Annotated in this window: 10 protein-coding genes; 5 read left to right on the top strand and 5 right to left on the bottom strand. The window is 63.9% G+C overall.

From position 1 onward, the window contains the following. Nucleotides 1–28: 28 nt before the first annotated feature. Together KVP10_RS20665 and KVP10_RS20660 are read left to right on the top strand one after the other, a co-directional pair. Nucleotides 29–814, top strand: a complete 786-nt coding sequence (locus KVP10_RS20665) for an OmpA family protein (RefSeq protein WP_217966648.1) — start codon at nt 29–31, stop codon at nt 812–814. A 19-nt stretch (nt 815–833) separates the two neighbouring features. Beyond that, a complete protein-coding gene (locus KVP10_RS20660) occupies nt 834–1,385 on the top strand; it encodes a SecDF P1 head subdomain-containing protein (RefSeq protein ID WP_217966647.1) in 552 nt (183 codons plus the stop codon). Between the two features lie 431 nt (nt 1,386–1,816). Here KVP10_RS20660 and KVP10_RS20655 read toward each other — a convergent pair whose 3' ends face one another. Next, nucleotides 1,817–2,704, bottom strand: a complete 888-nt coding sequence (locus KVP10_RS20655; RefSeq protein ID WP_217966646.1) for a serine-rich family protein — start codon at nt 2,702–2,704, stop codon at nt 1,817–1,819. 253 nt (nt 2,705–2,957) lie between these two features. On the opposite strand from KVP10_RS20655, the gene KVP10_RS20650 reads away from it, so the two are divergent. Next, nucleotides 2,958–3,353: a SecDF P1 head subdomain-containing protein gene (locus KVP10_RS20650; protein WP_217966645.1), complete on the top strand. Its 396-nt coding sequence runs from the start codon at nt 2,958–2,960 to the stop codon at nt 3,351–3,353. A gap of 315 nt (nt 3,354–3,668) precedes the next feature. Continuing rightward, a complete protein-coding gene (locus KVP10_RS20645) occupies nt 3,669–3,908 on the top strand; it encodes a hypothetical protein (protein WP_217966644.1) in 240 nt (79 codons plus the stop codon). 295 nt (nt 3,909–4,203) lie between these two features. Here KVP10_RS20645 and KVP10_RS20640 read toward each other — a convergent pair whose 3' ends face one another. Beyond that, nucleotides 4,204–5,643 carry an MFS transporter gene (locus tag KVP10_RS20640; protein WP_217966643.1) on the bottom strand — a complete coding sequence of 480 codons (1,440 nt, stop codon included), beginning with the start codon at nt 5,641–5,643 and terminating at the stop codon, nt 4,204–4,206. Between the two features lie 116 nt (nt 5,644–5,759). On the opposite strand from KVP10_RS20640, the gene KVP10_RS20635 reads away from it, so the two are divergent. Then, nucleotides 5,760–6,470 carry an ArsR/SmtB family transcription factor gene (locus KVP10_RS20635; RefSeq protein ID WP_217966642.1) on the top strand — a complete coding sequence of 237 codons (711 nt, stop codon included), beginning with the start codon at nt 5,760–5,762 and terminating at the stop codon, nt 6,468–6,470. A gap of 8 nt (nt 6,471–6,478) precedes the next feature. Here KVP10_RS20635 and KVP10_RS20630 read toward each other — a convergent pair whose 3' ends face one another. The 3 genes from KVP10_RS20630 to KVP10_RS20620 are packed head-to-tail and all read right to left on the bottom strand — an operon-like array spanning nt 6,479 to nt 10,009. Further along, nucleotides 6,479–7,468, bottom strand: coding sequence for a quinone oxidoreductase family protein (locus KVP10_RS20630; protein WP_217966673.1), 990 nt, complete (start codon nt 7,466–7,468; stop codon nt 6,479–6,481). A gap of 44 nt (nt 7,469–7,512) precedes the next feature. Then, nucleotides 7,513–8,955 (bottom strand): MmgE/PrpD family protein, encoded by a 1,443-nt coding sequence (locus tag KVP10_RS20625; RefSeq protein WP_217966641.1) that lies wholly within the window; start codon nt 8,953–8,955, stop codon nt 7,513–7,515. A gap of 4 nt (nt 8,956–8,959) precedes the next feature. Next, nucleotides 8,960–10,009 carry a Bug family tripartite tricarboxylate transporter substrate binding protein gene (locus tag KVP10_RS20620; RefSeq protein ID WP_217966640.1) on the bottom strand — a complete coding sequence of 350 codons (1,050 nt, stop codon included), beginning with the start codon at nt 10,007–10,009 and terminating at the stop codon, nt 8,960–8,962. Nucleotides 10,010–10,090: the final 81 nt, after the last annotated feature.

The raw sequence follows: 10,090 nt of genomic DNA, 5'->3' as shown, positions 1-10,090 counted from the left end.
GCAATATCTCGAACCTAGGATGAATTCCATGTTACATACCTTGAAAGATTTCTCCCTGCGCGCCGGGAGCCTGCTGGCCATTCTGGCTCTGTCCGCCTGCGGCAATCTGAGCCAGGTTACCGGCCAGGGCACAACGGACAAACCCGTCTGGCCCGACCCGGCCCATGCATCGTTTACCAATGGGTCCTATCCCAATCTGGACAGCCTGCGCCTCGTAGGCAACGGCATGACCAAGGACCAGATCTACAGCCTGCTGGGGCGTCCGCATTTCAGCGAGGGCTTTGCGGGCGTGCGTGAATGGGACTATCTGTTTCACTTCAGGACTTCCAACGGCGATGAGACTTGCCAATACAAGATCTTGTATGACAAAGACATGCTGGCACGCAGTTTTCTATGGAAGCCGGCCGCTTGCGCGGACGTTCTGAACGGCCAGAAGCCTGCTGCACCGGCAACGTTTGCCTTGAGCAGCGATGTGTTGTTCGGCTTTGACAGCGCCGTGCTCACGACGAAGGGACGCGTGGCGGTCGATCGGATTGCCAACCAGCTCAGGCAGCGGAACGATGCCTCGGTGACGGTTGTAGGCTATACGGACCGGCTGGGCTCCGAGCCATACAACCAGGCGCTGTCGCAACGGCGCGCCGATACGGTTCGTCTGACATTGGTGAACGACGGTGTTGAGCCCGGCCGTGTGAGCGCTGTCGGCAAGGGCGAGAGCGCCCCGCTGGTGCAATGCAATAACGGTAAGCAGAGCGAGCTGATTGCCTGCCTGGCTCCCAACAGGCGCGTTGAAATTGTCGCCTCGGGATCTCATTGACGTTTTGGAGACTAGTGGTATGAAGCGTATTTATGTTGTTTCGGGGATGATGGCTGGAGCTGCCTTCCTGGCGGGCTGCCAGCAGATGCCTACCCAGTCTTCTGCGTTGACGCCGCCGCCGCCAGTGTCGCAGCAACTGACGCAGCCGCCTGCAATGGCGCAGAAATCCGTGCAGCAACAAGCGGCCGCGCCCGCTGCTCAGCAGACCCGCGTGGATTTCCGGCTGGCCCAGCGGGCCAAGGCCGCCGGCCTGTCCGAGCTCAAGTTCCCCGATGGCTCGCTCTGGTACAACCCGCAGCCGGTGCTGACCCGGGCCGATCTGTCCGGTGTCGAGCCTCGGCGCACGGCTGACGGCCACCCTTATCTCCGTTTCACGTTTTCAGCTCTGGGGGCGCAGAAGCTGGCGGCCCTGACCAAGCAGTATCGTGGCAGGCTGCTGGTGCTGACGCTGAACAATTCGCTGGAATCGGTTTATGCGATCAGTCAGCCGATCCAGTCGGGTGTGCTGGATATCGGCGTCAAATCCGATCAGGAAGCTGTACGGGCCGTCAAGACGATCGCTGGAAAGTAGTCCGGAGGATTGCCCAGGCAGGAAGCCTGGGCGCCCCGACTTGGGTATCGCTGGTGTGGCTGGGAAGCATCGATTGCGCTTGTAGCTGTCGACAGATGCTCATGATCTCCCTCATTCGGTTTATTCTCTCGCGGAGGATCATTCGAAAAGGGGTCTGACATGAGGCGAATATTGCTCGTCGCTCTGCCTGCCGTCCTGCTGGCGGCGTGTCAGAACGTGCCGACCGATATATCCTCGGCCGATTCGACAATGATCGGTAGCCCGGTACCGGCTGCCGCCACGGTGGTTTCGGGTCGAACCCCTGAATCGAATGCCGCTGCGGCACCGGTCAAAAACGCTGCGCCGCCCGCCGCCATGGCGCCGATCCAAAAGCCTGCGCCAGCCGACGCCGCGGCGTCGATCCAAAAGCCTGAGCCAGTGACGGTCCCGGTTCAAAATCCCGCATCAGCCTCCGCCATGGTCCCGGCCCAAAATTCCACGCCGGCCTCCGCTGTGGCCTCGGCCCAAAATTCCGCGTCAACCACTGCCGGGATTCCGACCCAAGCTTCGGCGCCGGCATCGAGTTCCACTGCGACTCCAGCGCTGGCATCGGCGCCTGTGCCGACACCGGAATCGGCGCCGGGGCAAACACCGGTGCCTGCGCCGGCATCGGCCCTGACGTCGACTCCTACTACGGAGTCAGCATCGACCTTGGCTCCTACATTTGCACCAGTTCCTGCATCTGCACCAACATTGGTGCCGGCACCGACATTGGCTGTGACGCCGACTCCAGTCTTGGAGCCGGCATCGGACTTGACCTCAGCATCCGCCCCCGCCCCAGCGCCCACGCCAGCCTCGACACCGGCATCAACGCCGACCCCCACATTGGTGCCGGCACCGACACTGGCTTTGACGTCGGCCTCAACTTTGGAGCCGGTATTGGCCATGACACCGGCACCGGCATCCCCACTGGCACCGTTGCCGGCTTCGACACCGACATTGGTGCCGGCGCCGACGCTGGCTGTGACGCCGACCCCAACCTTGGAGCCGGCATTGACTACGACGCAGGCACCGGCACCCCCAGTAGCACCGGTGCCGGCATCGACGCCTACATTGATGCCGGCGCCGACACTGGCTGTGACGCCGGCCTCGACTTTGGAGCCGGCATTGGCTATGACGCCGCCACCGTCACCCACAGTAGCACCGGTGCCGGCATCGACGCCTACATTGGTGCCGGCGCCGACACTGGCTGTGACGCCGGCTTCGACTTTGGAGCCGGCATTGGCTATGACGCCGGCATCGGCACCTACAGTAGTACCGGTGCCGGCATTGACGACCACATTGGTGCCGGCACCGACACTGGCTGTGACGTCGGCCTCAACTTTGGAGCCGGCATTGACTACGACGCCGGCACCGGCACCCCCAGTAGCACCGGTACCGGCATCGGTGCCTACATTGGTGCCGGCGCCGACTCTAGCCCTGGCACCAGTCCAGACCCTGACGCCAGGGGCGGCCTTGACACCGACTCCAGTGCCACCACCAATGCAGGCTCCGACGCAAGCTCCTGTGCCTGCGCCAGCCTCCAAGCCAACAGTGCCCACGATAGTGGAGTTTCGCCTGGCGCAGTCCCAGCCGGGACAAAATCTGCTGCCGCTGCCCATAGGCAAGTATGTCTTGTATTATTTCCCGCCCCCCGTATTGACTGGGGCCGATCTTGCTCTGGCCGAATCCATGAAGACCTCCGAGGGGCAAGCATATGTCCACATCGAGTTCAACCGGCAGGGTACGCAGCGGTTGGCCCAACTTACGCAGTTCAACGGTGGGCGCTGGCTGTTGATAACTGTAGATGGCAAGCTGGTAGCGGAGCCGCGTATCGGCGCCCCTATCTCTGATGGAATCATCAATATGACAACCGGCACTGACATCGAGGCCGCACGCATTGTCAACGGGTTAATCGGCGCAATAGGTCACGAAGGAAACCCCAAATAGCGCGCCTGCGGCCTACGCCGTTTTCGATGGCGGGGCGGCCATCGGTGTTCATCGGGGCCGCTACTTCAAACCGGTCATGGACCGGCCCCCATACTGATACCGGCACTGGCGGTGGATGCAGGGCGGGACTCCGCCCTTATAATCGAGTCTCCCGGTGCTGTAATATTTAGATATTTTTAGTGCTGGACTGACTCATTTTCCACTCAGTTTCGAGACTTTTTATCTCTGCTTGCAGACGCCCGGGCGAACAACCAGTCGAATTGCGCAGAAGGAATCAGCATACTCATGGTTTGGCTCGCTCGCGTTCGTAGCTTCTTGGCTACCCATATCGTCAAGCTCGCGCATTTCCTGGCCGGCGCCCTGTTGTCCGCTTACCTCATGCCGGAAGGCCCGGCCGTGGCCTTTGGTGTCGTAGTGATGGCGGCCATCCTGAAAGAAGTTCACGATGGGGTGATGCATCGCAAGGTCGACCTGCTGGACGCCGCAGCGGCCATCGCCGGCGGCGTTTTGTCCCTGATCGTGCACTGGATGCCGCAGTTTTTGCAGGCCCTGTGACGTTGCAAGGGCTCCTCGGGGGCGCCCGAGGCCGGGAAATCCTTTCCCCGGGCAGTGTCGTGTCTCAGAAGTTCGTGCTCATAATGAAATTGACGGATTCGTGTGCAGGGCAAGGCGCAAACCACAGCGATAGTCGTAACTATCGCGAGGCTGAGCCCGGACACGGACAGTCCCTGCGGACTGCCCGTGCCTGGCGCAGGGCTGGGCCTCTGGCCCAGCGCGGCCTGCAAGGCTTGCAACGCCGGCCTGCGCGCGAAGGCGCAATTTCATGGGTGCGAACTTCTGAGACACGGCACTAGCGGCCGGCGCGGATGGCCGGCCATGCCGCCAGGGCGCAGGCGAGCTGTGCGCAGCCGCCCACATACATCGCCAGCCGCAGCCCTTGTGTCGCATCGGCCGCGGCCGCATAGATCGCGCCCAGCACGGCCACGCCTAGCGTGGCGCCAGCCATCCTGGCCACATTGATCAGCGCCGAGGCAATCCCGGATTGCGCGGCCGGAACTGCGCCGATGGCCGCGCCCATCAGCGGGCCGGTCGCCAGCCCCATGCCTATGCCGGCCATCAGCAGGCCGGCCTGGGCAAGCAGCACGGACGAGCTGCCCGCGCTGGCTCCGACGGCCAACAGCCCGGCACCGATGATCGCTACTCCGCCGCAGGTAAGAATATGTGTGCCTATGATTTCCGCCAGTCTCCCCGTCCAGGAAGAGACCAGCACGAAAGCCAGGGCCATGGGCATCAACGCCAGCCCGGCCTGCATGGCGTCCAGCGTGTGCGTGGCCTGCCAGGTCATGGGCAGCAGGAACAGCAAGCCATACATGCCGAATGTCATGCCCGAGGTCGCCGCGATCGCGCCGCGAAATACCGGTTGGCGGAATATGCGCAGCGGCACCATGGCCGACGCGCCGCGCGTGGCCTCGACGCGGATGAAGCATGCGCCGGCCAGCACCGATATTGCCAATGAGCCCCAGGCCAGCGCACGGTTGTGGCTAGCCTCGATGGCGGACAGGGCCAGCATGCCGAGCGCTGCCGCACTTAGCATCTGTGCGGCAAGGTCGAAACGCCGGCCCTGCGGAGCGGATGACTCGGGCACGGCGCGCAGCGCCAATGCAATGGCGCCGGTGCCCACCGGAACGACCAGAAAAAAGATGCTGCGCCATCCCATCCAGGCGATCGCCAGGCCGCCCAGCGCGGGCGCTATCGCGAAAGCCAGCCCGTTGCATCCCGACCAGATGCCCAGCGCCCGCGCCCGTTCGGTTTCGTCGTGCCATACGACGCGCAAGATGGCCAGCGAGGCTGGAATCATCAGCGCCGCCCCCATGCCGGCCAGGGCCCGGCCGGCCACGAGCGGAGCCATGCTTGTGGCGCAGCCGCACAGCACCGATGCCGCCGTGAACAGGGCTGCGCCCGCCACGAATACCTTCCTGCGGCCATACAGGTCGGCCAGCAGGCCGCCCGTCAGCAGCATCACGGCATAGACCAGGTTGTAGGCGTCGGCCACCCACTGCATGGCTCGCACGTCGACCTTGAAATACACCGCCATGGGGTTCATCCCCAGGTTGACGACCGCGGTGTCGATCTGGGCGACCAGCACGGCCAGGCAGAGTGCCGCGAGCACCAGGATTCGAGATTCTCGCGCCGGGTGGACGGGGTGGATGCCGGAGCCCGGCTCCCGGCCGGAAGGTGTGCCGAGCGTGGCGGCGGGGGTGTCGGGCGTACAGGTGTCTTGCGAGTTCATGGCGCCACTGTATGCCGGCTTGCCGCGGCGATGCTTCGCCGCGTGTCGAAGCATTCGGCGCCCACCGCGGCGTAAGATACAGATGGCTGATTTACAGCCGATACGGAGCCCAGAACATGGACAGCCTGCCCAATATATCTTCCGTGGCGTTCCTGATCGCCGACCCCACCCGCGCAGCGATGCTGCTGTCCCTGATGGACGGCCGCGCGCGCCCGGCGGGCGAGCTGGCCTACTCGGCCGGCGTCACGGCGCAGACTGCCAGCGCGCATCTGTCCAAGCTCATGGACGGCGGCATGGTCCTTTGCGAAAAAGAAGGGCGTCACCGCTATTACCGGCTGGCGGGCCCGCAGATCGCTCAGGCCCTGGAGCAACTGGCCTCGATCAGGCCCGCCGTGCGCCGCAAGCCCCTGAGCCGCCAGGCACGGGAACTACACGAGGCGCGCTGCTGCTACGACCATCTGGCGGGGCGCCTGGGCGTGGCGGTGACGCGCGCCCTGGTCGAGCATCGCTACCTGGTTCCGGGCGAGGACAAGCTGTACGAGGTGACCGACCGAGGCCGCGCCTGGTTCGGCTCCGTGGGCGTGGATGTGTCCAGCCTGAAACCGACACGGCGCGGCATTGCCCGGCAGTGCCTGGATTGGACCGAACGCTCGCATCACCTGGCCGGCCCGCTCGGGGTGCAATTCATGGCTGCCATGTGCCGCAGCGGCTGGCTACGCCGCTCGCGCTCTTCGCGCTTGGTGCAGGTGACCCCGGCGGGGTGGGAAGGCCTGCGGCAACAGCTGGGGGTGGACGAACGGGCCGTGCAGTCTGTATCCGAGGCTTGAATCGGGGATCAAAGCCAGGCCACGGCCTTGCCGATTTGTTCTCGCGCCTCGATGCGCGCATGAACCGCGGCGATATCCTCGAGGGCGCAGCGTTCCGCGATTTCGATTTCCAGGCTGCCGTCGAGAATCGCGCCGAACACTGCGTCCGCGCGTCTTTGCACGGACTCGGCATCGGCCATGTGATCGGCCAGGCGCGGCCGCGTCAGGAACAGCGAGCCCGCTTCGCCCAGTTCGTACGGATCGAGATCCTTGACCGAGCCCGACACGTTGCCGTAGTTGATCAGCAGGCCGCGGGTGCGGGTGGCGCGCATGCTGTCGCGCAGGGTAGCCTTGCCCAATGAGTCGAACACGACATCGACGCCTTTGCCGCCGGTAAGCGCTCGCACTTTTTCGGCAAAGCCCCCGTCGTCATAGGGCAGGGCGGCGTGCGCGCCGCGCCGCAGCGCGATGGCGCGCTTTTCCCCGGTGCTGGCCGTGGCGTAGACGGTGGCACCGATACGTCTGGCCATCTGGATCAGGATCTGCCCGATGCCGCCCGAGGCCGCATGAATCAGGCAGGTGCTGTCGGCTGTCAGTTCGGCAACGTCATGGATCAGGTAATGCGCCGTGCATCCCGGGAACATCGCCGAAGCCGCAGTGTCGAAGCCGATCTCGTCCGGAATGCTGGCGGCCAGGCGCGCGGGGATGGCGACATATTCGGCGAAGCCGCCCCAAGCGATGCACCAGGCGACCCGTTGCCCGACGGCCAGGCGCGTCACGCCGGGCCCGGTTTCCACGATCACTCCCGCGCCTTCCATGCCCAGCGTGCAGGGCGCCCGCACCGCATAGATGCGCGAGTCGATATATTTCCCCTGCCGGGTATGGATGTCCATGAAATTGATCCCGGCGCAGGCCACTTTTACCAGCACCTCTCCGGCGCGGGCCACGGGGACCGGGGCGTCGCGGCGCAGCCGGACGGCTTCGGGACCGCCGTAGCCTTCGATGGTGATGGCCCGCATGGTCCGTGCCGGATTTCGTGTCATATCGTCATTCCCGGGAGAACTTATAGCAGAGAGGTGAGCTCGTCGATCGCCGCCAGCGAGTCGAGCCGTCCGGCAAGGGCAGTAATGCGTCGCGCCGCGCCGTCGGGAATTCGATGTGCCACGTTGGCGAAGAATTTTTCCTCTACTTCCTGGCTGCTCACCGGATTTTCCGGGCTGCCGCGGCGTTCCCAGACATCTTTGGACAACACCATACCCGAACGCGTGTGGACGCGCACCGTGGCGGCGTGGCGGAAGGCAGGGCCGCGATTCTCGATGCGTTCGTCTTCGAAAGGGTGAATGCGCTGCATGAACTCCATCACGTCCGGGGCGTCTATGTGATCCGCATCATAGTCGTCGACCGTCAAGCTGCCGCGCAACGCCATGACCGCGAGCCCGTAAAACAGATTCATTTGAGCCGCCGTGACGCTGGTGGGCCGGTAAGGCCATGCAACGTGCACATAGGTCATATGTCCGCATCCTACCGCAATACGGTCGATATCTGCGGCTTGCAGCCCGTGTTCCAGTTGGAGCTGGCGAAAGGCATCCAGCGCCGCGTGCATGCTCGTGACATTGGGGTACATCTTGAAGCCGACCTTGCCGGCCTCCCATTGCGTGCCCAGGCCCTCGAGCAGGCGCTCCATATGCGGGGTGCGCGCGAAGGCGCTGAGGAAGCCGCCATAGTCGGCTTCCAGAATGTTTTCAATGCCGGTGAATCCTCGCTTTGCCAGTAAAGCCGCATAGACGCCGCTCTGTCCGGCACGGCCCGCGTGCAGGCGCTTGACCATGGCGCCCTCCTGGGCGGCCATCAGGCCGGCCCCCATGGAGCCGGCGATGCCCAGCGCATGCTGCATGGCCTGTGGATCCAGCCCCAGCAAGCGTCCCGCCGTCGCGGCGGCGACGAATGTGCCTGTGACGCCTTGCGGATGAAAGCCGTTCAGGAACAGGGCTGTCGTAGCGGCGTTGCCCACCCGGGCGCCGACTTCATAACCGGAGACGATGGCGGTCGTGATATCGCGCCCGGTTATGCCCGGCAAGGCCTGCGCCAATGCGAAGGCTACCGGCACGGCCAATGAGTTTGGATGAAGAACAGATTCTTTGTGGATATCGTCCATCTCGAATGCATGGCCAGCGGTGCAATTGACCAGCACTGCCTGGGTCACCGAGGTTCGTGCGCGCGTTTCGCCACCGTATCCCCATAGGGAGGCCACCGGGTTTCCGCCTTCGCCGAGGACCATGTCCGCAACGTATCTCGTCCAGGGCAGGCGGGCGCCATGCAGGCATACGCCGATGCCGTCCAGGACATGCAGGCGAATGCGTTCTACCAGCCAGGCCGGAATATCTTCGAAGTTCAAGCCTGCGGCGAATGTGGCCAGGCGGCGCGTGGGCTCTGCGTCGCCCTCCGCGCAGGGCTGGCCCTGGTCGTAAGGTTTTGAAGCAATGGATGAATGAGCAACTGGGTTCATGGATTTATTCGGGTTTGATGCCCGCCGCGGCTACCGCCTGGTGCCAGCGAGCGATTTCGGTTTGGATGAACTTGCCCAAGTCGGCGGCATTCACCGGGAGCAGGTCGTGCGCGGCAGCTTTCAGCGATGCTTGCACCACGCCGGCCTTGCCCGCTTCTGCGAATGCGCCGCGCAGTTTGTCCACGACCGCTGGGGACGTTCCACGCGGGGCGAGCACGGCATTCCAGGCGTATACCTGGAAGCCGGCCTCGCCTTGTTCGGCCACGGTGGGCAGTTTCGGAAGCCCCGGATATCGATCCAGGGTCGAGACGGCAATGGCGCGTATCTTGCCTGAGTTGACCAGGGGCAGCAGCGATCCGCCCGAGTCGAACATGGTCTGCACATCTCCACGGATCAGCGCATTCAGAGCTGCGGGCGAGCCTTTGTAGGGAATGTGGGAAGCATCCAGGCCGGTGGCGGATTTCAGCATTTCCATCGCCAGGTGCGATGTGATCCCGACTCCGCCGGACCCGAAACGCAGCTTTCCGGGGTGCGCCTTGGCATAAGCCAGCAGATCACGCAGCGAGTGTACCGGCAAGTCGTTATTGACTACGAGGAACAGGCGGCCGCGCGCGATCGGCGCTACCGGCACGAAGTCTTTTGCCGTGTCGTAGCTCAAATGGGCATACAGCGCCGGATTGATCACCATCTGGCCGGATGTCCCGAACAACAGCGTGTAGCCGTCCGGATCGGCCGCTTTCACGACTTGTGCCGCCAATATCCCATTGGCACCGGCTTTGTTGTCGACGATGATGGGGGTCTTCAGGATACCGCTCATGGCTGCGGCATAAGCGCGAGCGATGATGTCGGTCGTCTGCCCCGGGGGAAAACCGACGACGAAGCGTATGGGTCGGGACGGATAGGTTTCCGCCGCGACGGCTTGCTGCCACAGCAGGGGTTGCACGGGTAGTGTCAGCGCCGCGGCTGCCGCTTGCAGGATGGCCCGTCGGCGTGGCACGACGCCCTGCGCGATGACGGGGTTCCGGCCTGCTGCGTCGATCGATCGGTTTTTCATTTGATGTCTCCTCTTGTGATGGAAACGCAGTCTAGACACAAAGTTTTTGCCTGTCTAATATATTGACAGCTCATTCACAAT

Origin of the sequence: Candidimonas humi, from assembly GCF_019166065.1 — a bacterium.
Lineage (GTDB): Bacteria > Pseudomonadota > Gammaproteobacteria > Burkholderiales > Burkholderiaceae_B > Candidimonas > Candidimonas humi.
The sequence above is the reverse complement of the archived record's forward strand: the minus strand, read 5'-3'. Positions and strand labels throughout refer to the sequence as shown.